This window comes from Streptomyces fradiae ATCC 10745 = DSM 40063, assembly GCF_008704425.1.
Lineage (GTDB): Bacteria > Actinomycetota > Actinomycetes > Streptomycetales > Streptomycetaceae > Streptomyces > Streptomyces fradiae.
This window is the reverse complement of sequence record NZ_CP023696.1, coordinates 530,524-553,385: the sequence shown is the minus strand read 5'-3', so window position 1 is coordinate 553,385 and position 22,862 is coordinate 530,524. Positions and strand designations below refer to the sequence as shown.

Sequence of the window (22,862 nt, the reverse complement as noted above, 5' to 3'; positions counted from 1 at the left end):
CCTCGCCGCGACCACGGCCCCGGGCCCGGCCGTCCCGCACGGCCGGGCCCGGGGCGCGTCGCGGCCGAAGCCCCGCGGAGCGACGGGGGTCCGGCACGGGGGCGAACCCCTGCGAGGCCGACCCCCCGCGTGTCGCTGGAGGCCGGGGGAGCAGGTCCTCGCGTCTCGCAGGAGGTGGGCGGACCCCGACCGGGACGACCCGCACCGGCACGTGCGGCCGGGCTTCCCGGACGGCGGCGCCGGTGGGCGTCCGGTGCCCGGCCGTCGGCCCCGCGGACGGCCGGCCGGGGGAGCCCCCGCACGGCCGGGGCGCCGGAGGGCGCGGTCGTGTTCCGGGGGTGTCAGGCGCCCGCCCTCCGCTTGTTCCACACGTCGAAGCCGACCGCCGCCAGCAGCACGAGGCCCTTGATGACCTGCTGCCAGTCGGTGCCCACGCCGACGAGGTTCATGCCGTTGTTGAGCACGCCGAGGACCAGGCCGCCGACGATGGCTCCCAGGACGGTGCCCACGCCCCCGCTCATCGACGCCCCGCCGATGAACGCGGCGGCGATGGCCTCGAGTTCGAAGGTCACGCCGGCCTTCGGCGAGGCCGCGTTGAAGCGCGCCGCGAAGACGAGCCCGGCGAGCGCCGCGAGCATCCCCATGTTGAGGAAGACCGCGAAGGTCACCTTCCGGTCCTTGACCCCGGACAGTTTCGCGGCGGCCAGGTTGCCGCCGATCGCGTACACATGGCGGCCGATGACCGCGTTGCGCATCACGTAGCCGAAGCAGACCAGCAGCGCGGCCAGGATCAGGAGGACCACGGGGGCGCCCTTGTAGCTGGCGAGCAGCAGGGTGGTGACCAGGACCGCGGCGGCCAGGGACGTCACCTTGAGCGCGAACAGGCCGGCGGGGAGCGTCTCCAGGGCGAACTCCCGCTGCCGGCGCCGGTCCCGCGCCTCCCGGTAGACCACGTAGGCGATCAGGGCCGCGCCGAGGAGCAGGGTCGGGTTGTGGTAGTCGGTCCGCGGCCCCGCCTCCGGCAGGAAGCCGTTGGCGATCTTCTGCAGTCCGTCCGGGAAGGGGCCGAGCGTCTGGCCCTTGAGGAAGATCTCCGTGAGCCCGCGGAACAGCAGCATGCCCGCGAGGGTCACGATGAACGACGGTATGCCGACGTACGCGATGAAGAAGCCCTGCAGCGCCCCGGCGGCGGCTCCGAGCAGCAGGGTGAGGAGCACCGCGACGGGCCAGGCGACCCGGTGCTCGACCATGAGCACCGCCCCGACGCCGCCGACCAGGGCCATCAGGGAGCCCACCGACAGGTCGATGTGCCCGGAGACGATGACGATCATCATGCCGATGGCCAGGATGAGGATGTAGCTGTTCTGCAGCACCAGGTTGGAGACGTTGCGCGGCAGCAGGAGGTCGCCGCCCGTCCAGATCTGGAACAGGAGCACGATCAGGCCGAGTGCGAAGAGCATTCCGTACTGGCGCGTGTTCCGCCGGACGCCGTCCAGCAGGATCCGGGCCACCGGTGCCCCCGCGGCCGGGGGCCCGCCGGCCGGATGCGGTGGGGCGGTGGTCTTCGTGGCGGCTTCGCTGCTCATGCCTGGTGTCCTTCGCTGGGGGTGGGGTCCGCGCGGACCGCCGGGGGTGCGGGGGTGTCCTGTGTCATGTGCCGCATCAGCACTTCCTGGGTGGCGTCGGCGCGGACGACCCCGGCGGTGAGCCGTCCCGCGGCCATGGTGTGGATGCGGTCGCACAGACCGAGCAGTTCGGGCAGTTCGGAGGAGATGAGGAGGATCGCCTTGCCCTCGGCGGCGAGCCGGTCGATCACGGTGTAGATCTCGTACTTGGCGCCGACGTCGACCCCGCGCGTGGGCTCGTCGAGGATGAGGACGTCCGGTCCGGCGAGGATCCACTTGGCGAGGACGACCTTCTGCTGGTTGCCGCCGGAGAGGCGGCCGACCGGCTCGAGGACGCTCGGGGCCTTGATGTTCATGCTGCGCCGGTACCGCTCGGCGACCCTGCGCTCCTCGTGCCCGTCCACGACGCCGCGGCGGGCGAGGGCGCCGAGGGAGGCGAGCGAGATGTTCCGGCTCACGGAGTCCCCGAGGTCGAGCCCGTAGCGCTTGCGGTCCTCGGTGACGTACGCGATGCCGTGCGCCACCGCCTCGGGGACCGTCCGCGTCCGCACCTCGCGGCCGTCCCTGAGGACGGTGCCCCGCTCGTAGCGGCCGTAGGAGCGGCCGAAGACGCTCATGGCGAGTTCGGTCCGGCCGGCCCCCATGAGTCCCGCGAGGCCGACGATCTCCCCGCGGCGGACCTGGAGCGACACCCCGTCGACGACCCTGCGGCCGCGGTCGAGCGGGTGGCGCACGGTCCAGTCCCGGATCTCCAGGGCGGGCTCGGCGCCGGCCGGGCCGGCGTACGGGGTGCGGGCGGGGAAGCGGCTGTCGAGGTCGCGTCCCACCATGCCGCGGATGATGCGCTCCTCGGTGGTGGCGGGGTCCCTGACGTCGAGGGTCTCGATGGAGCGGCCGTCGCGCAGGATGGTGACGGAGTCGGCGATCGCGGCGATCTCGTTCAGCTTGTGCGAGATGATGATCGAGGTGACGCCCTGGCCCCGCAGCTCCCGCATCAGACGCAGCAGCTTCGCGCTGTCCTCGTCGTTGAGCGCCGCGGTGGGTTCGTCGAGGATCAGCAGCCGGACGTCCTTCGCCAGGGCCTTGGCGATCTCCACGAGCTGCTGCTTGCCGACCCCGATGTCGGCGACCCGGGTCTCGGGGTGCTCGTCGAGCCCGACCCGCCTGAGCAGCCCGGACGCCCGGCGCAGCGCCTCGCGCCAGTCGATGGTCCCCCGCCGTGCGGGCTCGTTGCCGAGGAAGACGTTCTCGGCGATCGACAGGTGGGGGACGAGCGCGAGCTCCTGGTGGATGATGACGATGCCGCGCTCCTCGCTGGCCCTGACGTCCCTGAAGCGGCAGGGCTCGCCGTCGAAGAGGATCTCGCCCTCGTAGGTGCCGTGCGGGTGGACGCCGGACAGGACCTTCATGAGGGTCGACTTCCCGGCACCGTTCTCCCCGCACAGGGCGTGCACCTCGCCGCGCCGCACGGACAGGGTCACGTCGGAGAGCGCCCTGACCCCGGGGAAGGTCTTGACGATGGACCGCATCTCGAGGACGGGACCGGACGGAGCGGGGGAGGGCGGGGCGGGAGTGCCGGGGGACGGGGGCGGGACGGGAGCGTCCGGAGAGCGGGGCGCGGCGGGGGTCACCGCAGCGCCTCGGCGTCGATGTAGCCGGAGTCGACCAGGACCTTCCGGTAGTTCGACTTGTCGACGCTCACCGGGTCGAGCAGCAGGGCGGGCACCACCTTCTCGCCGTTGTGGTAGGTGGTGTCGTCGTTGGTCTCGGGCCTCTCGCCGGCGAGGACGGCGCTCACCATGCCGGCGGCGACCCGGGCGAGCGCCCGGGTGTCCTTGTAGACGGTCTGGGTCTGCCGGCCGGCGATGATCGACTTCACGGAGGCGACCTCCGCGTCCTGCCCGGTGACGATCGGCAGGGGCTTGGCGGCGCTTCCGTAGTCGTCGGACCGCAGGGCGGACAGGATGCCGATGGAGATGCCGTCGTAGGGGGAGAGCACGGCGTCCACGCGGGCCGTGGCGTACGCGGAGGTGAGCAGGTCGTCCATGCGCTTCTGCGCCGTCCCGCCGTCCCACCGCAGGGTGGTCACCTGGTTGAGCCGGGTCTGGCCGGAGCGCACGACCAGCCGCCCGCTGTCGAGATAGGGCTTCAGCACCTTCATGGCGCCGTCGAAGAAGTACCTGGTGTTGTTGTCGTCGTTGGACCCGGCGAACAGCTCGATGTTGAAGGGGCCCTTCTTCGCGCCCGTCCTCAGCCCCAGCTTCTCGACGATGTACGCGGCCTGGAGTTCGCCGACCTTCTCGTTGTCGAAGGAGGCGTAGTAGTCGACGTGCGGGGAGCCCAGGATGAGCCGGTCGTAGGAGATGACCGGGATGCGGGCGTCCGCCGCCTGCCGCAGGACGTTGGACAGCGCCTCGCCGTTGATGGCGGCCACGACCAGGGCGTCGACGCCCTGGGTGATCATGTTCTCGATCTGGGCGACCTGCTGGTCGGGGTCGTCCTCGCCGTAGCTCAGGATCGTGGAGAAGCCGGCCTTCTCCAGGCTCGCGGTCATGTTCCGGCCGTCGGCGATCCACCTCTCGGAGGACTTGGTGGGCATGGCGATGCCGACGGTCGGGTCCTTCTCGTCCTTCGACTCGCTCCCTCCCTCGGCGCTTCGCCCGCAGGCGCTCAGGAGCAGGGCACAACCGGTGGTCACGGCCAGGAGGGCGGACAAGGATCGGAACTTCTTCATGGGAGGCACCTGGCAATCCCGTCGTCGAGGGCGGCTCGGACCGGGGACGGGCTCGACGGCGGCGCGTGTCCCCGCACCACCGGGACGGCACCGTTCCGGCTGGGTGGCCGGAGCGTCGGAGCCCCGGTCGAGCTAGATTGTTAGCGCTCACAACGGGGTGATACAAGAGGCGCTAAGGTTTTTCCCGTATCGACGCGAGCCGTGAGCACGGGGAAGGGAGGCGAAGGTGGCACATCCCGCGCACGACGTCCGCCCGCCGACGATGGCCGACGTCGCACGGGAGGCGGGGGTCTCCCACCAGACCGTCTCCCGCGTGCTGAGCGGCCACCCCAACGTGCGCGCGGTCACCCGGGAGCAGGTCACCCTGGCCATCGAACGGCTCGGCTACCGCCGCAACCCCGCCGCGCGCGCCCTCGTGACGCGCCGTACGAGGACGCTGGGGGTCATCGCCGTCAACACCGCCCTGTACGGCCCCGCCAGCACCCTGACCGGTCTGGAGGAGGCGGCCCGCGAGGAGGGCTACCTCGTCTCGACCGTCAGTCTGCGCACCGGAGGGGGGCAGGGTCTCAAGGACGCCGTCGACCACCTGGCGGCCTGGGGCGTCGAGGGCGTCGTGGCCATCACCCCGCAGCGCTCGCACGTGCAGGCGCTCGCCGAGCTGGACGCGCCCTTCCCCGTCGTCACCGTGGAGGGCGGCCACCAGTTCGACCTGCCCGGTGTCTCCCTCGACCAGGAGCTCGGCGCCCGCATGGTCACCGAGCACCTGCTCGCCGCCGGGCACGCCAACGTCTGGCACGTGGCGGGCCCGGGGGACTGGCTGGAGAGCGAGGCCCGTACCGCGGGATGGCGCGCCGTCCTGGAGGAGAGCGGCATCCGGCCGCCGCGCGTCCTGACGGGGGACTGGAGCCCCCTGTCCGGCTACCGGGCGGGGCAGGAGCTGGCCGGACTCGCCCTGGCCCGTCCCGGGACGGCCCCGGTCACGGCCGTCTTCGTCGCCAACGACCAGATGGCGCTCGGCGTCCTGCGGGCGCTGCGCGAGGGCGGGATCCGCACCCCGGCGCAGGTGGCCGTCGCCGGTTTCGACGACATCCCGGAGGCCGAGTTCTTCCCGCCGCCGCTGACCACCGTCCGCCAGGACTTCGCCGCCATCGGGCGCCGGAGCATCGGCCTCCTGGTGGACCACATCGAGGGGCGCGCCCGGAAGGCCGAGCACCTCCTGGTGGAACCGCAGCTCATCATGCGCGCGAGCACCCGCCCGCCGGGCGAGGCCTGACGTACGGGGGCGGACTTCGCCGCCCCCTGGCCGCTGGTGCGGGCCGCTGCCGGCCGCCGCGGCGGCCGGTGTCCGGCGGGCGGGCGCCGGGTCCGGTCCGTCCGCGCCGTCACCTCCGCCGACCGGTCCGCCCCCTCGCCCGGCCGGTCCCGCCCCGCACGCCGTCGCCCGCCCCGCACGCCGTCGCTCGCCCCGCACGCCGTCGCTCGCCCCGCACGCCGTCGCTCGCCCCGCACGCCGTCGCTCGCCCCGCACGCCGTCGCTCGCCCCGCACGCCGTCGCCCGCCCCGCACGCCGTCGCTCGCCCCGCACGCCGTCGCTCGCCCCGCACGCCGTCGCTCGCCCCGCACGCCGTCGCTCGCCCCGCACGCCGTCGCCCGCCCCGCACGCCGTCGCCCGCCCCGCCGCCCGTGCCGTGCCGTCCGCCCCCCGGACTCGCCTGCGAACCGGCGCCTCCCGCACCCCGACCCCGCTTCCCGCCCCTTCTCCCGCGCCGCCCGCCCCGCTGTCTCCCGCGCCGGACCGGCGACGTCCTCCGTGCGCCAGGCGGCCCGCCCTCCCGCCCGCGCGGAGGCGACCGCCCGCCTCCGGGGCCGTCTTCACCGAACGCACCACGACGGAACTGCTTCCCGCTCTTGCCCGACAGGATTGTGAGCGCTAACAATCAGAGGGCTCCTCTGCCACGCCCATGACGAGAGAGACGGCGAACGTGACCCCACACGCCCCTTCCGGCCCAGCGGCCCGGCGCCATCCCGAGGCCTGCACCATCGGAGTCGACTTCGGCACCCTGTCCGGGCGCGCCGTCGTGGTCAGGGTCCGGGACGGCGCGGAGCTCGGTTCGTCGGTCCACGAGTACCGCCACGCCGTCATCGAGGACCGCCTTCCCGCCGGCGGGGCACCCCTGCCCCCCGACTGGGCCCTTCAGCACCCCGAGGACTGGCGCGAGGTCCTGCGCACCGCCGTTCCGGCGGCGCTCGCCGACGCCGGGGTCGACCCCGCCCGCGTCATCGGTATCGCCACCGACTTCACCTCGTGCACGGTCCTGCCCACCACCACCGACGGCACCCCGCTGGCCCTGACGCCCGAATGGGCCGGCCGCCCGCACGCCTGGCCCAAGCTGTGGAAGCACCACGCGGCCCAGGAGCAGGCCGACCGCATCAACGCCCTCGCCCACGCCCACGGCGAGAAGTGGATCGCCCGGTACGGCGGCAGGATCTCCTCCGAGTGGCAGTACGCGAAGGCCCTCCAGGTCCTGGAGGAGGACCCGGCCGTCTACGCCGCCTGCGCCCGCTGGATCGAGGCGGCCGACTGGATCGTCTGGCAGCTCACCGGCACCGAGTCCCGCAACACCTGCACCGCCGGCTACAAGGGCATCCGCCAGGACGGCGCCTACCCCTCGCCCGGCTTCCTCGCCCGCCTGCACCCGGAGTTCGCCGACTTCCCCGCCACACGCCTGGAGCACCCGCTGTCGCCCCTGGGCTCCCGTGCCGGCGGGCTGAGCGGCCGGGCCGCACGCTGGACCGGCCTCCCCGAAGGCACCGCCGTCGCCGTCGGCAACGTCGACGCCCACGTGGCCGCGGCCGCGGCGGGCGCCGTCGAGAACGGCCGGATGCTCGCCATCATGGGCACCTCCACCTGCCACGTCCTCAACGGAGCCGTACTCGCCGAGATCCCCGGCATCTGCGGGGTCGTCGACGGCGGCATCGTCGAGGGCGCCTACGGCTACGAGGCCGGCCAGAGCGCGGTGGGCGACATCTTCGCCTGGTGGCTCCGCCAGGGCGTCCCGGACCACTACCGCGCCGAGGCCGCCGCGACCGGCGAGGACCTGCACCAGCTCCTGACCCGCAAGGCCGCCGGCCAGCCGGTCGGCGCGCACGGCCTGGTCGCCCTGGACTGGTTGAACGGCAACCGCACCCCCCTGGTCGACCACCACCTCTCCGGGGTCGTCGCCGGACTCACCCTCGGCACCCGGCCCGAGGACGTCTACCGGGCCCTGCTCGAATCCACCGCCTACGGCACCCGCATGATCGTCGAGGCCTTCGAGGGCGGCGGGGTCCCCGTCGAGGAGTTCATCGTCACCGGAGGGCTGAAGAAGAACGCCCTGCTCATGCAGATCCACGCCGACGTGCTCCGCCGCCCCGTCTCCGTCGGCACGTCCGACCAGGGACCGGCGCTCGGCTCGGCCATCCACGCCGCCGTCGCCGCGGGCGCCTATCCCGACATCCGGTCCGCCGCCTCCGCGATGGGGAGCGTCCAGCACCACGCGTACGTGCCCGACCCCGCGCGGGCGGACGCCTACGACGCTCTGTTTCGCGAGTACCGCGCCCTGCACGAGCACTTCGGCACCGGCGCTGACCTCCTCCTGCACCGCCTGCGGCGGATACGCAACACCGCACGCGCCGCCACCGCCGGCTGACCCGGTCACCACCCGCGGCGGCCCGCGCCGTCACCGGTCGACGGACCGTCACCGATGCACGGCCGTCACCGATCCACGGCCGTCACCGATCCACGGCCGTCGCCGGTCGACCGCCCGCCGCCCGCCCCTCGACGAAGGCGCCGCCGCCGACCGGCAGGGTGCCGTCGCCGGCCGACCCGAACCACCGCCCGCCGCCCGGGCGCCAGCCCCGCCCGGCCCCTTCCCCCCCGACCTCTCCGCCCCCGTCCCGCACATCCGAGGAGCGCACCCCGACATGACGCCCGACCAGCCCGACCAGCCCGACCAGCCCGACCGGCCCGACCGTGAGATCTGGTTCCTCACCGGCAGCCAGGCCCTCTACGGCGACGACACCCTGGCCCAGGTCGCCGACCAGTCCCGCGCCATCCGCGACACCCTCGCCCGTCATCCGCAGATCACCGTCCGCCTGGTGTGGAAGCCGGTCCTGACCGACGCGGCGGCCATCCGGAGGATCTGCCTGGAGGCGGGCGCCGACGACCGCTGCATCGGCGTGATCGCCTGGATGCACACCTTCTCCCCGGCCAAGATGTGGATCGCCGGCCTCGACGCCCTGAGCAAGCCCCTGCTCCACCTGCACACCCAGGCCAACCTCCGGCTGCCCTGGTCCACCATCGACATGGACTTCATGAACCTGAACCAGGCCGCCCACGGCGACCGCGAGTTCGGCTTCGTGCAGACCCGCCTGGGCGTCGCCCGCAAGACCGTGGCCGGTCACGTGTCCACCCCCGGCGTCGTCGACCGCGTCGCCGGATGGGCCCGCGCCGCCGTCGGCCGGTCCGAGCTCGCCACCCTCAGGCTCGCCCGGTTCGGTGACAACATGCGCGACGTCGCCGTCACCGAGGGGGACAAGGTCGAGGCGCAGCTGCGGTTCGGGGTCTCGGTCAACACCTACGGCGTCAACGACCTCGTCGCCGCGGTCGAGGCCGCACCCGAGAGGGCCGTCTCCGCCCTCGTCGAGGAGTACCAGGACCTGTACACCCTCGCCCCCGAGCTGGTGGCGGGCGGCGAGCGCCACGGCTCCCTGCGCTACGCCGCCCGCGTCGAGGCCGGTCTGCGGACGTTCCTCACCGCAGGGGGCTTTCGCGCCTTCACCACCAACTTCGAGGACCTCGGCGGCCTGCGCCAGCTGCCCGGAATCGCCGTGCAGCGCCTGATGGCGGACGGCTACGGCTTCGGAGGCGAGGGGGACTGGAAGACCTCCGCCCTCCTGCGCACCCTGAAGGCGATGGCACACGGCCTGCCGGGCGGCACCTCCTTCATGGAGGACTACACCTACGACCTCGCACCCGGCCGGGAACTCATCCTCGGCGCCCACATGCTGGAGGTCTGCCCCTCCCTCACGACGGCGACGCCGAGCTGCGAGATCCATCCGCTCGGCATCGGCGGGCGCGAGGACCCGGTCCGCCTCGTCTTCGACGCGGACCCCGGTGAGGCCGTCGTCGTCGGACTCGCCGACATGGGCGACCGGTTCCGCCTCGTCGCCAACCGCGTCGACGTCGTCGGCCCGCCCGAGCCGCTGCCCCGGCTCCCCGTCGCCCGGGCCGTCTGGCGGCCCCGCCCCGACCTGCGCACCTCCACCGAGGCGTGGCTCACCGCCGGAGCACCGCACCACACCGTCCTGACCACCGCGCTGGGCGGCGAGGAGCTCGAAGACCTCGCCGAGATGCTGCGGACCGAACTCGCCGTCATCGACGAGGACACCACCATCCGCCGCTTCACGCGCGAGCTGCGCTGGGGCCAGGCGTACCACCGGCTGGCCCAGAGCCTGTGAGCACCCCCTCCACCCCCACCGCCCCCACCGCCCCCTCCACCCCCACCAGGACGGAGCCCCCCTCGTGAACACCGCCGTCTCCAAGGAACTGCGCCGAGAGGTGCTGGAGGCCAACCTCCGCATCCCCCGGGCCGGCCTGGCCACCCTCACGTGGGGCAACGTGAGCGGTGTGGACCGGCAGGCCGGCGTCTTCGTCATCAAGCCGTCGGGTGTGGCCTACGACGTGCTGGGCGAGGAGGACCTGGTCGTCGTCTCCCTGGCCGACGGGAGCGTCGTGGAGGGCCGCCTGCGGCCGTCCACCGACACGGAGACGCACCGGAGCCTCTACCTGGCCTTCCCGTCCATCGGAGGCGTGACCCACACGCACTCCACCCACGCCGTCGCCTTCGCCCAGGCCCGGCGTCCGATACCGGTGCTCGGCACGACCCACGCGGACACCTTCAACGGCCCCGTCCCCGTCACCGAGGCCCTCACCCCCCAGCAGTGCGCCGAGGGCTACGAGTACCACACCGGCCAGGTCATCGTGGACCTGCTGGGCCGCGACGACACCCGGGCCAGGGAGGTCCCCGGGGCCCTGGTCGCCCACCACGGCCCCTTCACCTGGGGGGCCGACGCCACCGCGTCCCTGGAGCACGCCGTCGTCTGCGAGGCGATCGCCGAGATGGCCCTCCACACCATCGCCCTGGGTGCCGTCGAACCGCCGCGGCACGTCCTGGACCGCCACTTCACACGCAAGCACGGCCCCGGCGCCTACTACGGCAACCCTCCCTCCGCCTGACGACGACGCGGCAGGCGGACGCGGCAGGCCACGACGCGGCAGGCCACGACGCAGAGGACCACGACGCAGGGGACCACGAGGGACCACGACGAAGGGGAGCCGGGACGACCCCGGCTCCCCTCATCCCGCCGGGGCGGGTCAGGTGCGGGTCCACCGCTGGTTGCCGCCGTTCCAGCACGAGTAGAGCTGGATCATCGTGCCGTTGGCGGTGCCGCCGGCGGCGGCGTCGAGGCAGAGGCCCGACTGGACGCCGACGATGGAACCGTCGGAGTTCAGGCGCCACTTCTGGTTGTCGCCGCCCCAGCAGCTGTAGATCTGGACCTTGGCGCCGCTCCCGGTGCCGGCGGCGTCCAGGCACTTGTCGCCGTAGACCCTGAGCTCACCCGCGGCGGTGAGGGTCCACTGCTGGTTGGCGCGGTTGTTGCAGTCCCACAGCTGGACCTGGGTCCCGTCGGCCGTGGCGGCGCCGGGCACGTCCAGGCAGCGGCCCGAGGCGACTCCCCTGACCGGCCCGGTGCCGGGGGGCGGGGTCGGCGTGGAGGAGCCGGCGTTGAGCGCGTTGAGCACGGCGGCGTAGGCGGGCTTCTTGCTGCCGTCGCCGTTGAACAGCAGCGGGGTGTGCTCCGCCCGCCAGGAGTCGGTGTCGCGCACCCCCCAGACGGTGATGCCGAGGCAGCGCGGGACGGCCAGGCAGTCGTCGGTCACGTCGGCGTACGTGGCGGGCGAGGCGCCCTGGATGTCGAGTTCGGTGACGGCCACGTCGACGCCGAGGGCCGCGAAGTTCTGGAGGGTGGTGCGGAAGTTGCTGTGGTAGGGGCTGCCGTTGTTGAAGTGCGCCTGGAAGCCGACGCAGTCGATGGGCACGCCCCGCTGCTTGAAGTCCCGGACCATGGCGTACATGGCCTGGGTCTTGGCCCAGGTCCAGTTCTCGACGTTGTAGTCGTTGTAGCAGAGCTTGGCGGACGGGTCGGCGGCGCGTGCGGTGCGGAAGGCGACCTCGATCCAGTCGTTGCCGGTGCGCTGCAGGTTGGAGTCGCGCCGGGCGCCCGAGCTGCCGTCGGCGAAGGCCTCGTTCACGACGTCCCACTGGCTGATCTTGCCCTTGTAGTGGCCCATGACGCCGTTGATGTGGTTGATCATGGCCTGGCGCAGCGCGCCGCCGCTGAGCTGCTGCATCCATCCGGGCTGCTGGGAGTGCCAGGCCAGGGTGTGGCCGCGTACCTGCTTGCCGTTGCGGACCGCCCAGTCGTAGACGCGGTCACCGGCGCTGAAGTCGAACCGGCCCTGCTGGGGCTCGGTGGCGTCGATCTTCATCTCGTTCTCGGCCGTCACCGAGTCGAACTCGCGGCTCGCGATCGTCGTGTACGTCGAGTCGTTGAGCCTCCCCGAGGCGATGGCGGTGCCGAAGTACCGGCCGCTCTGCTTCGCCGCGGCGCCGAGCGTGGTCTCGGCCGCCTGCGCGGCCGGCGGCGCCGTCAGCACGGACGTGGCGGCGAGAGCGGTGACGATCAGCGCCGCGTACAGGCCGCCGGCTTTCCGCCGGACGGCGGGCGGGAAAAGGGTGGGTGAACGCATGGGCGAGCCTTTCCTGGGCGGAAGGAGTGAAAGGAGCGAGGAAGTCCGAGCGCGGCGGGAGCGTTCCGTCTCCGCGGTGCCGGTGTCCACGGGGGAAAGGCGCGTATCGCCAGGACGGAAAGAAATCCACGGCCGGCGCCGTGGCGCGCCGGGAAAAGGAGCGGAGCCGCCTCGGGATTCAGTCTGGAAACACCGCAGGGACATGTCAAGAGTTTCGAAGGTGTTTCGACGAGGTCACCTCTCCGCGGAGATCCGGCACGGCATTCCGGAAGGACGCCCCCATCGAAAGGTGACCGAATGCGAGCGCCCCTGGTCTGCGTGGACAGTGCGGCCCGGGGCGAAACCGGGTCCCCGCGCGGCATTCCCCGCCGTCCCGCGCACCGGGCTTCCGGCACCCTCTCCGCCGGGCGGGCCGGGGGAGGGGGCGACCGAAAGCGTCCGCCACTTCCGGCCGTTTCCCCCGCGCGTGACCGAGGACCGCTCCGGGACAATCCCCGCGAGCGGATGCTTTCCGCGGGAAGGTGTCTCCGCGGGGCCGGTCACGCGTCAATTCCGAGTGGCCGGCCGCGGAAATCCGGGAGCGTGGCCGCGCTCGCGATCCGCGCGGGCACCCGACCGCTCGGCGGTGCTTCTCCCGGTCACCGCCGGCTCGGATACCCGACGTGGAACCACGGGAAGTGGGCGTGGTTGCCGGACGGGCGGCCGTTGGAGGTGGCGTAGAGGCCGTGCTGGACGCTGGTGAACAGCGGGGTGAGGAAGCCGGCCTCGACGGTGGCCAGGTCCCGCCAGTCCCCGTCGGGCGCCGCGTGGGCGAAGGTGTGGGTGAGGCCGCGGACGCGGACCCCCAGCCGGACGGGGCCCGGGGGGAGCGCGACGCGGGCCAGGACGTCCGGCCCGCGCTGGAGGCTGAGGCCCTCCGCGGTGCGCAGCAGGAGGAGGTGGGCGTCGTCGTCGAGGACCACGGCCAGACCGGCCTGCTCGCCCGGTGCGGCGGCGGTGAAGCGCAGTTCGGTGGAGACGTCGCAGTCGGGCTGCTCCTGGGGGCGGGCCAGGAGGGAGGGGACGGCGCGTTCGCCCAGGCGTTCCGGGCGGAGCCGGAGGCGGAGCCCGTCGCCGGTCGTCCAGAACCGCGTGCGCGGGGTGCGCAGGGTGCTCCAGTCCGCGGACAGGGTGGCGAAGTCGTCGTGCAGGGGGCGGCGCGGGGCCGTGTGGGCGACGGGGGAGAAGACCGGCCAGCCGTCGTCCCAGGCGACCCGGGCGAGGAAGGTCTCGCGGCCGAGGGCGGAGCCCGGACGCACGCCCAGGAGGACGGCCCGCCAGTCGCCGTGCGGGGTCCGTACCAGGTCGGCGTGGCCGGTGCAGGTGACCGGGCCCTCGGCGGGCGGCAGCAGCGGATTGCCGGGAGCCCCCTCGTAGGGGCCGGTGACGTGCTCGGCGCGGGCGGCGACCACGCTGTGGTCCTCGGCGGTGCCCCCCTCGGCGGTGAGCAGCAGGTAGCCGTCGCCGATCCGGTAGAGGTGCGGGGCCTCCGACCACCGGGCGCCCGGGCGGCTCCCCGACCACAGGACGTGCTCCGGGCCCGTGAGCCGCCGTTCGCCGGGGAGGTACTCGCGCATCCAGATCTCGGTCCGGCCGGCTGCCTCGTCCAGCACCCGGGTCGCGGTGAACCAGGCCCGGCCGTCGCCGGTGGGGCCGTCGTCGAAGAACAGCGACGGGTCGAAGCCCTCGCCCTCCAGCCAGTGCGGCTCCGACCACGGCCCCGCCGGGTCGGTCGCCGTGACGACGAAGTGGCCGGGGCCGTCCATCAGCGTGCAGACGAGGTGGAAGACCCCGTCATGGTGGCGGATCGTCGGGGCGAACAGTCCGCGCGAGGGCGCGCACCCGTCCAGGTCGAGCTGCGACGGCCGGTCGAGCGCGGAGCCGACGCGCCGCCAGTGGACGAGGTCGCGGCTCTGGAACACGGGAAGGCCCGGGAACCACTCGAAGCTGGACGTCACCAGGTAGTAGTCGGCCCCCACCCGGCAGACGGACGGGTCGGGCCGGAACCCGGGCAGCACGGGCTCACCGAACGGCGCGCTCACGGGACCGGCACGATCTCGACCGGAACGGACAGCACCCGGTCGGCCGCCGGGTGGCGGACGGGGCCGTGCAGGGTGAAGGAGCCCCGCAGCGGCAGATCGCCGCTGGAGCGCCCCACGGCCACGCCGATCTCCCCCGGCTCCACCCTCCTGCGCAGGTCGAGCCCGGTGAACGAGGTCCGGTCGGCGTGGACGGAGAAGGTCACCCGGGCGGCCGCGCCCGGCCGCAGCTCGACCCGGCCGAACCCGGCGAGCCACCGCCGCGGCCGGACGACGGACGCCTCGGGGTCCGAGAGGTACAGCTGGACCACCTCCGTCCCCGCCACCTCGCCGACGTTGCGTACGGTGGCCGAGACCGCGACGGTCCCGTCCGTCGGCGCGGCGGGGTCCACCGACAGCCCCTCGTAGGAGAAGCGGGTCCAGCTCAGCCCGTGCCCGAAGGGGAACAGCGGCGTGGGGTCCACCGAGCTCCAGTCGGTGCGCCCGCCGAGCCGGGAGTGCAGGTAGGTGCCGGGCTGGCCGCCGGCGCGGCGGGGGAGGGAGACGGGCAGCCGACCGGACGGCTCGGCGGCCCCGCCGATGATCCGGGCCAGCGCCGTCCCGCCCTCCTCCCCGGGGAAGAATGCCTGGAGCACGGCCGAGGCCCGCCCGGCCAGCGAGCCGAGCGCGTACGGCCGCCCGGAGACGACGACCAGGACGGTCGGCACTCCGGAGTCGAGCACGGCGGAGGCCAGGGCGGCCTGGTCGCCGGGCAGGTCGAGGGTCTCGGCGTCGCAGCCCTCTCCCGAGGTCCCCCGGCCGAACAGGCCGGCCCGGTCACCGAGTACCAGCACGTGCACGTCGGGGTCGTCCGCGGTGACCGTGAACCCGGCTGCCTCCAGCGCCTCGCCGAGCGTCGGGATCTCCAGCCCGGGATCGCCGGGCAGCGCGACGTGGTTGGGGAAGGAGTAGCAGCCGAGGAAGGACTGGGGGTCGTCGGCGTACGGCCCGCTGACCGCGACGCGGCAGGGCCGCAGCGGCAGGAGGCCGTCGTTGGCGAGCAGCACGGTGGACCGCTCGGCCAGCAGTCTGGCCAGTGCCCGGTTCTCCGGCGGGTCGAGGTCGACCGGCTCGGGCTCGACGGGCTCCCAGTCCGGGTCGAGCAGGCCGAGTTCGGCCTTCTGCAGCAGCACCCGCTCCGCGGCCCGGTCGACCAGCGCCTCCTCGACGGCCCCCGAGCGCACGAGTGCGGTCAGCGGCTCGCCGTAGCAGCGGGCCGTGGGCAGCTCGACGTCGATCCCGGCGGCCAGCGCCAGCGCGCCCGCAGCGCCGCGCGACCCCGCGACGCCGTGCCGGGTCTCCAGGAAGGAGACGGCGTAGTAGTCGGCGACGACGACACCGCCGAACCCCAGCTCGTCCCGGAGCAGTCCGGTCAGCAGCCGCTCGTCGGCGGCCGAGGGGACGCCGTCCACGTCCGTGTAGCTGTTCATCACCGACCGGGCGCCCCCCTCGCGCAGCGCCCGTACGAAGGGCTCGACCAGCACGTCGGCGAACTCGCGCGGGCCCGCGGCGACGGGGGCCATGTTCCGGCCGCCGCGCGAGGCCGAGTACCCGGCGAAGTGCTTGAGCGTCGCCACGACGCCGGCGCCCTCCAGGCCCTGCACGTAGGCGGTGCCGATCGCTCCGACGAGATAGGGGTCCTCGCCGATGCACTCCTCGGTCCTGCCCCACCGGTAGTCGCGGACCACGTCGAGCACCGGGGCCAGCCCCTGGTGGACGCCGGCCCGCCGCATCCCGGCGCCGATGGCGGCGGCCATCCGGCGCACGAGCCCGGGATCGAAGGACGCCCCCCAGGCGAGCGGTCCGGGGAAGACCGTCGCCCCGAACGTCATGAACCCGGTCAGGCACTCCTCGTGGGCGACCGCCGGGATGCCGAACCGGCCGGAAGCGACGACCTGCCGCTGGAGCGAGGCGAGCCGCTCCATCCCGGCCTCCGCGCTGACCGCGGCGGTGCCGTACACCCGGGTGAGCTGGCCGAGCCCGTGGGCGGCGATGTCGTCGAGGCCGGGCGCCGGCTCGCCGGAGTCGTCCTCCATCGGCGCGACGGGCGCTCCGGGGTCCGAGGGCAGCGCCCAGAAGCCGACGAGCTGCCCCGCCTTCTCCTCCAGCGTCATACGGCGCAGCAGATCGGCGACACGCGCGGAAGCGGGCAGGAGGGGGTCGCGCCAGGGCTCGTTCAAGGGGGTCTCCTAGGGACGAGGCGGGGCGGTGGAGAGGCGGACCTTCAGCTCGGTCGAGAGCTCCACCCGGGGGCTGACGAGGGCCTGGCCCTCCAGAAGCTGGAACAGCGTGCGGGCGGCGACACGGCCCATCTCCTCCAGCGGCTGACGCACCGTCGTCAGCGGCGGCGACAGCCAGTCGCACATCGGCAGGTCGTCGAAGCCGACCACGCTGAGGTCCCGCGGAACGCTCAGTCCGGCCTGCCGGGCGGCTTCGTAGACGCCCATCGCCTGCTGGTCGCTGCCGGCGAAGACGGCGGTCGGCGGCTCGGGGAGGGCGAGCAGCTCCCGGGCGCACCGGAAGCCGCCTTCGTGCTGGAAGTCCCCGAAGCGGATCAGGTCGCGGTCGACCTCGATCCCGGCCCGCTCCAGCGCGGCCCGGTAGCCGTCGACGCGGGCCTGGCTGCAGAGCATCTCCTTCCGCCCGCCGATCGCGGCGATCCGGCGGTGCCCCAGCTCCAGCAGGTGCTCGGTGGCGGCGAGGCCGCCGGCCCAGTTGGTCGCCCCGATGCTCGGCACGCCGCCGCCCGGCAGGTCGATCGGGTCGATGACGACCAGCGCCGCCCCGGTCCGTTCGACCTGGGCGCGCTGGGCCTGGGTGACCGAGGCGGTGACGAGGATGACGCCGTCGCTCTGGTGCAGGGCCGGCAGCGCGGGCCAGCCCGACGGCGCGGCCTCGCCCGGCGGGACGAGCGACACGACGGTGCCGACGCTCCGCCGGGCGCACTCGGCCTCGACGCCGCGCAGGATCTCCACCGCCCACGCGCTGTCCAGACCGCCGATGATCAGGTCGACGAGACCCGATCTGCGGGCCCTGCCCTGCCGGCCGGGCGGGAGGTAGTTGCGGGCCCGCAGCAGTTCCTCGATCCGCTCGCGTGTCGAGGGCGCGACATCGGAGCGGCCGTTGATCACCTTCGACACGGTGGCTTGGGAGACCCCCGCCTCCGCGGCGATGACGGCCAGGGTCGGGCGCTGCTCGCTCAACTGCTCTCCTCCGTGCGGACGCGAACGCGGACGCTGACTCGGACTGCGGCTCGGACCAGGCCAGGGCTCGGACCACGACTCGGACCGGGGCTCGGACCACGACTCGGACCGGGGCGCGGACCCGGACCGGGCCGGGGCCCCGCCCGCCTTCGGCCGGCGACAGGTATCGCAAAACTTTCGCCGAGTTTCCGGGCGGTCCTGCCTGCTTGTCAAGCCCACCAACACCGTGGAGGGAGAGAACAGTTCGACGCGAGCCCTTGACCGCCAGGCCCCGCCTTCCTAGGTTGTGGCAGCGCCGGTTCCGAGAGAGTTTCGAAACCTTTTCGAGGATCGAGCCGGCGTCCACCGGTATTCCCCCACCCCGGAGGTCCCATGGCCAGCACCCTCCCGAGCCGGCGAAGCTTCCTGGCGCTCTCGGGCTTGACCGCCCTGTCCGTCTCCCTGACCGCGGCCTGCGGATCCGGCGGGTCCGACGGCGGGGCGGCCGACGGCAAGGTGTCCCTCGCCTGGTGGAACATCGCCACGACGGAACCGGGCAGGTCCCTCTTCCCCGAGATCTCCGCCGCGTTCACGGCCGCCCGCCCGGACGTCGTGATCAAGACGACCTCGCTGGAGAACGAGGCGTTCAAGTCCAAGCTGACCGCCACCACGTCCTCGGGCCGGCTCCCCGACGTCTTCCAGACCTGGGGCGGCGGCGTGCTGCGGCAGCAGGTCGACGCGGGGCTGGTGGAGGACCTCACCGACGTGCTCGACTGGTCGTCCCGGCTCACCCCGGTCTCCCTGGAGGCGTACCGGTTCGACCGCCGGACCTACGCGGTGCCGTACGACATCGGCATGGTCGGGTTCTGGTACAACAAGAGGCTCTTCGCCAGGGCCGGCATCACCGCCCCGCCGGCCACCTGGGCCGGGTTCCTGGAGGCCGTCGGGAAGCTCAAGGCGGCGGGCGTCACCCCGATCGCCCTCGCGGGCAAGGAGAAGTGGCCGGGCCACTACTACTGGGCCTACCTCGCGATGCGCGTCGCCGGCCTCCCCGCGCTGCGGCAGGCCGCGGCCACCGGGGACTTCACCGGCCCGGGCTTCGTACGGGCGGGGGAGCACCTCAAGGAGCTGGCCGACCTCCGGCCGTTCCAGACGGGCTTTCTGGGGGCCGGCTACTCCACCCCCGGCGGACAGGCCGCGACCATGGGCAACGGCAAGGCCGCCATGGAGCTGATGGGGCAGTGGGGGCCGTCGGTGCAGCAGGACGCGGGCGCCGGCCTCGGAGCCGACCTGGGCTTCTTCCCCTTCCCGACGGTCGACGGCGGCGCGGGCCGGGTCACCGAGGTCTTCGGCGGCGGCAACGGATTCGCCCTGCGCAAGGGCGCCCCGAAGGAGGCGCTGGACTTCCTGAGGTTCTTCGTGCTGGACAACCAGTCCAAGCTGCTGGCCTCGGGCGGCTACCTGCCGGTGGTCAAGGGCGCGGAGAGCGGGCTCACCGACCCCGACCGGAGGCTCGTGGCCGACAGCCTGGTCAGGGCGACCGGCTTCCAGCTCTTCCTCGACCAGGCCTACCCGCCGGCGGTCGGCCAGGAGGTCAACGACAGCGTCGCCGACCTCATCGCGGGCAGGAAGACGCCCCGGGAGGTCACCGCGTCGATCACCGAGGCCGCGAAGAGTGCCTAGCCCCGTGTCCACCCCGACGGCGGAGCGGACGCGCGAGGCCGTGCCGGCGCGCCCGCCAGCCCCGGTCCGGCGGCTCCCGCGCGGTGGGGCGGACTGGGTCTCCCTGGCCTGGTTCCTCCTCCCGGCCCTGGTCCTCTTCTGCGTGTTCGTCCTCGCCCCGATCGCCGTCGCCGTCTACACCGGCTTCTTCACCTGGGGCGGGATCGGCCCCATGGACGACTTCGCCGGCTTCGGGAACTACACCAGGCTCTTCGGCGACGAGGTCTTCCTCGGCGATCTGGGGCGCGGGCTGTACCTGATCGTCCTGTCGGTCACGGTGCAGCTGCCGTTCGCGCTGCTCACGGCGGTCCTGCTGAACCAGCGGCTGCGGGGCCGGGCCGTCTACCGGACGCTCTTCTTCGCGCCGTACATCCTCTCCGAGGTGGTCACGGCGGTCCTCTTCACGATGATCTTCCTGCCCGGCGCCGGGATGGCCGACCACCTCGCCGGCCTCCTGGGCCTGGAGGGGCTGCGGGGGCGGTGGCTCGCCGACCCCTCGACCGTCATGCCGACCCTCTTCACGGTCATGGTCTGGAAGTACTTCGGCTTCCACATGATGCTCTTCCTCGCCGGACTGCAGGGCATCCCGGCCGAGGTCCTCGAAGCCGCCTCCCTCGACGGCGCCGGCGCCTGGCAGCGCTTCCGGCACGTGACGCTGCCGCTGCTCGGCCCGACGATCCGGATCAGCGTCTTCCTGTCGATCATCGGGTCCATCCAGCTCTTCGACCTCGTCTGGGTCATGACGGCGGGCGGGCCCAACCACTCCTCCGAGACGATGGCGATCGCGATGTTCCAGTTCGGCTTCAAGCGGTACCAGGTCGGCTACGCCAGCGCGATCAGCGTGGTGCTGTTCATGATCAGCCTGGTCTTCTCCCTCCTCTACCAGCGGTACGTGCTCCGCCGCGACCTGAGCGGGGCCGTCACCACGGGGGGCGGCCGGTGAACGCCCGCCGGGCGGTGCGCGGCCTCTCGCTGCACGCCGTGGTCTGGCTGATCGGCGCGTTCGTCGCCGTGCCGCTGGTCTACGCGGTGGTCTCCGGGTTCAAGAGCACCGGTGAGCTGACGACGAACCCGTTCGGGCTCCCGGCGCGGTGGAAGATCGGCAACTACACCGGCATCCTCGGCGACGCGATGTTCTGGCGGCAGATCGCCAACAGCACGCTCATCGCGGTCGGCACGGCGTGCTGCACGGTGGGGGCCGCCGCGATGGCGGCGTTTGTGCTGGCCCGCTACGCCTTCCGGGGCAGGGAGCTGTTCTACGCGCTGTTCACGATCGGGCTGATGTTCCCGTTCACGGTGGCCGTCCTGCCGCTGTTCCTCATGCTGCGCACCTTCGGGCTGCTCGACAACCCGCTCGGGGTGATCCTCCCGCAGGCCGCCTTCGGGCTCCCCATGACGATCGTCATCCTGCGCGGCTTCTTCCGGACCATCCCGGCGGAGATCGAGGAGGCCGCCGTCATGGACGGCTGCGGCAGGTTCCGCTTCTTCTGGACGATCCTGCTGCCGATGGCCCGTCCGGCCCTCGGCACGGTCTCGGTGCTGGCGGTCGTCGCGAGCTGGAACAACTTCTTCCTGCCGCTGCTGGTGTTCACCGGCCCGGAGTGGCAGACGATCCCGGTCGGCGTCCAGCAGTTCCAGGGCCAGTACTCGACCGACTACGCGCTCGTCCTGGCGTACGTCGTGCTCGCCATGGTCCCCGCGCTCGCCTTCTACGCCGTCGCCGAGCGCCAGCTGATCGGCGGCCTCACCGCGGGCGCCACCAAGGGCTGACACGCCCGCGTACCCCACCCCGAGGAGCCCTTCGTGAGACCTCCGACCGCGCTGACGCGCCGCTCGTTGTGAGCGCTCACACGGCAGGCCGCGACCGACCGCCGCCGGCAGGCCGCGACCGCTCGCCGCCGGCACGTCGGCGGACCACCGCCATCCGGGCGGTCCGCGTGTCCGGGCGGACAGCCCGCCCGGACGCGCGGCCCCCCTCTCCGTCCCCGGCCCCCGGCGGCCGCCCAACGGTTCGCCGGGTCACCTCCACCCCCAAGGAGTTCCGATGAGGTTTCGCCCTCCACCCCTGGTCCTGAGTCTCGTCCTCGCGGTCCTGTCGTCCCTGCTGCTCGGGGCCGCCTTCCTCGGCGCCCCGCCCGCCGCCGCGGCGACCGTCGACACCGGAGCCTGGTACGTGCTGGTCAACCGCAACAGCGGCAAGGCGCTGGACGTCCACAACCTGGCGACCGGCGACGGGGCCCGCATCACCCAGTGGACCAGGAACGACCAGAACCAGCAGCAATGGCGGTTCGTCGACTCCGGCGGCGGCTACTACCGCGTCGAGTCCCGCCACTCCGGCAAGGTGCTGGACGTCCACAACTTCTCCACCGCCAACGGCGGCGCGGTCGTCCAGTGGGCCGACCTGAACGGCACCAACCAGCAGTGGCGGATCGCCGACAGCCCGGACGGCCACGTGCGGCTCATCGCGCGCCACAGCGGCAAGGCCCTCGAAGTGCAGGGCGGCTCCACGGCCGACGGCGCGAACATCGTCCAGTACGACGACTGGGGCGGCGCCAACCAGCAGTGGCGGCTCGCCAAGGTCGGCGGCGCCCCCGGCACGTGCGCCCTGCCCTCGACGTACCGGTGGACGTCGACGGGCGCGCTCGCGCAGCCCAAGGCGGGCTGGGCCTCGCTCAAGGACTTCACCGTCGCCCCCCACGACGGCAGGCACCTCGTCTACGCGACGACGCACGGCGCCGCGGGGACGGGAGCCGGCTGGGGGTCGATGAACTTCACCCCGTTCACCGACTGGTCGCAGATGGCCTCGGCCGGACAGAACACGATGCCGCACTCCGTCGTCGCGCCCACCCTCTTCTACTTCGCGCCGAAGCGGGTGTGGGTGCTCGCCTACCAGTGGGGCAGGACCGCCTTCTCGTACCGGACCTCCAGCGACCCCACCGATCCGAACGGCTGGTCGGCGGAGCGGGAGCTGTTCTCCGGGAGCATCGCCGACTCCGTGACGGGTCCCATCGACCAGACGCTCATCGGCGACGGCACGAACATGTACCTGTTCTTCGCCGGCGACAACGGCAGGATCTACCGGGCGAGCATGCCGATCGGGAACTTCCCGGGCAGCTTCGGCTCGACCTCGACCGTCGTCATGAGCGACACGAGGAACAACCTCTTCGAAGCCCCGCAGGTCTACAAGCTCCAGGGCCAGGACCGCTACCTCATGATCGTCGAGGCGATCGGCGCGCGGGGCCGGTACTTCCGCTCGTTCACGGCCACCAGCCTCGGCGGCACCTGGACCCCGCAGGCCGCGACCGAGGCCGACCCCTTCGCCGGCAAGGCCAACAGCGGCGCCACCTGGACCGACGACATCAGCCACGGTGAACTGATCCGGACCAGCGCCGACCAGACCTTCACGGTCGACCCCTGCAACCTCCAGCTGCTCTACCAGGGGCGCAGCCCGGGCTCCGGCGGCGACTACGGCCTGTGGCCCTACCGGCCCGGTCTGCTGACCTTGCGGCGCTGACGGCGCGGCCCCGCCCCGCTCCGCACCCGGCTTCCGCGCGCCGAGCGCCCCGCCGCCGCCCCGCCGCCGCCCCGGCCACGGCGCGCAGCCGGGGCGGTCCGCCCGCCCCGCCCCCC

Annotated in this window: 15 protein-coding genes; 8 read left to right on the top strand and 7 right to left on the bottom strand. The window is 73.3% G+C overall.

Annotated features, from left to right (window positions below; all coding sequences use genetic code 11):
- Nucleotides 1–341: 341 nt before the first annotated feature.
- The 3 genes from mmsB to chvE all read right to left on the bottom strand — a co-directional run bounded on the left by mmsB (nt 342) and on the right by chvE (nt 4,359).
- Nucleotides 342–1,586 (bottom strand): multiple monosaccharide ABC transporter permease, encoded by a 1,245-nt coding sequence (gene mmsB / locus CP974_RS02375; RefSeq protein ID WP_031128060.1) that lies wholly within the window; start codon nt 1,584–1,586, stop codon nt 342–344.
- Nucleotides 1,583–3,154 carry a multiple monosaccharide ABC transporter ATP-binding protein gene (gene mmsA / locus CP974_RS02370; RefSeq protein WP_037936223.1) on the bottom strand — a complete coding sequence of 524 codons (1,572 nt, stop codon included), beginning with the start codon at nt 3,152–3,154 and terminating at the stop codon, nt 1,583–1,585. Before mmsA ends, mmsB begins: the two co-directional genes overlap by 4 nt.
- Before the next feature lie 98 nt (nt 3,155–3,252).
- Nucleotides 3,253–4,359, bottom strand: coding sequence for a multiple monosaccharide ABC transporter substrate-binding protein (gene chvE / locus CP974_RS02365; RefSeq protein WP_031136947.1), 1,107 nt, complete (start codon nt 4,357–4,359; stop codon nt 3,253–3,255).
- 262 nt (nt 4,360–4,621) lie between these two features.
- Here chvE and CP974_RS02360 point away from each other — a divergent pair, with 262 nt between their 5' ends.
- From CP974_RS02360 to araD, 4 genes are all read left to right on the top strand, one after another.
- Nucleotides 4,622–5,632 (top strand): LacI family DNA-binding transcriptional regulator, encoded by a 1,011-nt coding sequence (locus tag CP974_RS02360; RefSeq protein ID WP_051840128.1) that lies wholly within the window; start codon nt 4,622–4,624, stop codon nt 5,630–5,632.
- Nucleotides 5,633–6,320: 688 nt separating this feature from the next.
- Nucleotides 6,321–8,048, top strand: coding sequence for a ribulokinase (araB, locus tag CP974_RS02355; protein WP_223844333.1), 1,728 nt, complete (start codon nt 6,321–6,323; stop codon nt 8,046–8,048).
- A gap of 274 nt (nt 8,049–8,322) precedes the next feature.
- A complete protein-coding gene (gene araA, locus CP974_RS02350) occupies nt 8,323–9,858 on the top strand; it encodes an L-arabinose isomerase (protein ID WP_031136657.1) in 1,536 nt (511 codons plus the stop codon).
- Nucleotides 9,859–9,922: 64 nt separating this feature from the next.
- The gene (araD, locus tag CP974_RS02345; protein WP_031133321.1) at nt 9,923–10,636 is read left to right on the top strand and encodes an L-ribulose-5-phosphate 4-epimerase AraD; all 714 of its coding nucleotides are present in this window, start codon (nt 9,923–9,925) and stop codon (nt 10,634–10,636) included.
- 138 nt (nt 10,637–10,774) lie between these two features.
- On the opposite strand, the gene CP974_RS02340 is transcribed toward araD, so the two are convergent.
- From CP974_RS02340 to CP974_RS02325, 4 genes are all read right to left on the bottom strand, one after another.
- A complete protein-coding gene (locus tag CP974_RS02340; RefSeq protein WP_031133319.1) occupies nt 10,775–12,211 on the bottom strand; it encodes an endo-1,4-beta-xylanase in 1,437 nt (478 codons plus the stop codon).
- Between the two features lie 638 nt (nt 12,212–12,849).
- Nucleotides 12,850–14,292, bottom strand: a complete 1,443-nt coding sequence (locus tag CP974_RS02335) for a glycoside hydrolase family 43 protein (RefSeq protein ID WP_031133317.1) — start codon at nt 14,290–14,292, stop codon at nt 12,850–12,852.
- On the bottom strand, nt 14,289–16,508 hold the full coding sequence (locus CP974_RS02330) for a glycoside hydrolase family 3 N-terminal domain-containing protein (RefSeq protein ID WP_031133315.1): 2,220 nt from the start codon (nt 16,506–16,508) through the stop codon (nt 14,289–14,291). The genes CP974_RS02335 and CP974_RS02330 overlap by 4 nt, the downstream gene beginning before the upstream one ends.
- A gap of 9 nt (nt 16,509–16,517) precedes the next feature.
- On the bottom strand, nt 16,518–17,531 hold the full coding sequence (locus CP974_RS02325) for a LacI family DNA-binding transcriptional regulator (protein ID WP_031133313.1): 1,014 nt from the start codon (nt 17,529–17,531) through the stop codon (nt 16,518–16,520).
- A gap of 372 nt (nt 17,532–17,903) precedes the next feature.
- On the opposite strand from CP974_RS02325, the gene CP974_RS02315 reads away from it, so the two are divergent.
- The 4 genes from CP974_RS02315 to CP974_RS02300 all read left to right on the top strand — a co-directional run bounded on the left by CP974_RS02315 (nt 17,904) and on the right by CP974_RS02300 (nt 22,746).
- Complete coding sequence (locus CP974_RS02315) at nt 17,904–19,193, top strand: extracellular solute-binding protein (RefSeq protein ID WP_031133311.1); 1,290 nt, start codon at nt 17,904–17,906, stop codon at nt 19,191–19,193.
- Nucleotides 19,194–19,197: 4 nt separating this feature from the next.
- Nucleotides 19,198–20,175: a carbohydrate ABC transporter permease gene (locus tag CP974_RS02310; protein WP_373276704.1), complete on the top strand. Its 978-nt coding sequence runs from the start codon at nt 19,198–19,200 to the stop codon at nt 20,173–20,175.
- Nucleotides 20,172–21,002, top strand: a complete 831-nt coding sequence (locus tag CP974_RS02305) for a carbohydrate ABC transporter permease (RefSeq protein WP_031133307.1) — start codon at nt 20,172–20,174, stop codon at nt 21,000–21,002. Before CP974_RS02310 ends, CP974_RS02305 begins: the two co-directional genes overlap by 4 nt.
- Before the next feature lie 274 nt (nt 21,003–21,276).
- The gene (locus CP974_RS02300) at nt 21,277–22,746 is read left to right on the top strand and encodes a non-reducing end alpha-L-arabinofuranosidase family hydrolase (RefSeq protein WP_031133305.1); all 1,470 of its coding nucleotides are present in this window, start codon (nt 21,277–21,279) and stop codon (nt 22,744–22,746) included.
- The last annotated feature ends 116 nt before the right edge of the window (nt 22,747–22,862 follow it).

Excerpts from the sequence above, each read along its gene's own strand:
- mmsB (WP_031128060.1), bottom strand. The coding sequence starts at position 1,586 with ATGAGCAGCGAAGCCGCCACGAAGACCACCGCCCCACCGCATCCGGCC.
- mmsA (WP_037936223.1), bottom strand. The coding sequence starts at position 3,154 with ATGCGGTCCATCGTCAAGACCTTCCCCGGGGTCAGGGCGCTCTCCGAC.
- chvE (WP_031136947.1), bottom strand. The coding sequence starts at position 4,359 with ATGAAGAAGTTCCGATCCTTGTCCGCCCTCCTGGCCGTGACCACCGGT.
- CP974_RS02360 (WP_051840128.1), top strand. The coding sequence starts at position 4,622 with ATGGCCGACGTCGCACGGGAGGCGGGGGTCTCCCACCAGACCGTCTCC.
- araB (WP_223844333.1), top strand. The coding sequence starts at position 6,321 with ATGACGAGAGAGACGGCGAACGTGACCCCACACGCCCCTTCCGGCCCA.
- araA (WP_031136657.1), top strand. The coding sequence starts at position 8,323 with ATGACGCCCGACCAGCCCGACCAGCCCGACCAGCCCGACCGGCCCGAC.
- CP974_RS02340 (WP_031133319.1), bottom strand. The coding sequence starts at position 12,211 with ATGCGTTCACCCACCCTTTTCCCGCCCGCCGTCCGGCGGAAAGCCGGC.
- CP974_RS02315 (WP_031133311.1), top strand. The coding sequence starts at position 17,904 with ATGGCCAGCACCCTCCCGAGCCGGCGAAGCTTCCTGGCGCTCTCGGGC.
- CP974_RS02300 (WP_031133305.1), top strand. The coding sequence starts at position 21,277 with ATGAGGTTTCGCCCTCCACCCCTGGTCCTGAGTCTCGTCCTCGCGGTC.